Genomic DNA, 1,093 nt, shown 5'->3' with positions numbered 1-1,093 from the left:
GTTCGCCGCGTCGCGCCACTTCGTAATCGATGTCGCCTTGGGCGAGCGGCAGGAACGGCAGCGCCTGCGTCAACGCCAATGGTGAGAACATGCTCATGGTCGATTTGCTTCTTTCGTTACAATGAATTTCACTGTGGTTTGTATATAGAGGTATATCCGGCGAGGAATATCCGACGTCAGCCGACCCGTTTCACCAGTTCCAGCAACGCCGCGGCCACTTGGCCGGGGTGCTCGTACGCGCTGAAATGGCCGCAATCGTCGATCACCGTTATCGACACGTCGGCCTTCGCCATCGCGTCGGCGACCGGCTTCATCACGGCCGGCGGGCTGGACGGATCCTTGTCGCCGCAGATCACGGCGGCCGGCACTTCGATTTCCGGCAGCACGTCGTTGAGGTCGGGCCGTCCCGCCGCCATGCGCTCGCGCCATGCGATGCCCGCCGCCGGCTGCTCGTTGATCCACGTCTCGAACTGCCTGCAGTACGCTTCCGACCGCTTCACCGTGGAATCGGCGTCCGACGGCACTGCGAATCCCATCACCGGCTCATGCGTGCCGGTCGTCTCGCATTCCTCGGCGATGGCAACGCGCTTCACACGCATCTGCGCGGAATCCGCGTCACCCTTCGTGTCGCACAAGGCGAGCGCGGCCACCGCTTCCGGATGCAGCCGCTGGATGTCGAGGATCAGATAGCCGCCCATCGACAGGCCCACCCAGATTGCCTTGTCGTAGCCGGCCTTATGCAGGAGGTCCACGTATGCGTCCGCCATGCGGTCAAGTCCGTACGGGAACGCGCCGTCCGAAGCCTTGCCGCCGCTGTCCTTGTCCGACGGAATCGGCCCTTCGCCCGCTCCGGGCATGTCGGGAGCCCATATCGCGAATTGTTTCACGCCTTGTTTTGCGGCGACCTTCCGCAATTCCTCGGCGCACTTGTCCCACATGCGGTGGTCGACCGGGAAGCCGTGCACCAGCACGACCGGCGTGCCTTCGCCATCGCAATACACATTGTTCTTCAGTTCAATCGCCATGCGTTCCGCTCTCCTTCTCCGTATTTCTCTTTGCGTGTCCTGTTCGTTCCGCTCAGCCTAATCGCTCT

General features: G+C 62.6%; 1 protein-coding gene. It reads right to left on the bottom strand.

Features of this window, described 5'->3' with window-relative positions; genetic code table 11:
* Positions 1 to 176: 176 nt before the first annotated feature.
* Positions 177 to 1,025: an alpha/beta fold hydrolase gene (locus ACR0P8_RS10065; RefSeq protein ID WP_432624901.1), complete on the bottom strand. Its 849-nt coding sequence runs from the start codon at positions 1,023 to 1,025 to the stop codon at positions 177 to 179.
* Between the last annotated feature and the right edge of the window lie 68 nt (positions 1,026 to 1,093).

Origin of the sequence: Bifidobacterium sp. (assembly GCF_050874245.1) — a bacterium.
Classification (GTDB): domain Bacteria; phylum Actinomycetota; class Actinomycetes; order Actinomycetales; family Bifidobacteriaceae; genus Bifidobacterium.
Note: the sequence above shows the minus strand (reverse complement) of the source record. Positions and strands in the feature narration are given on the sequence as shown.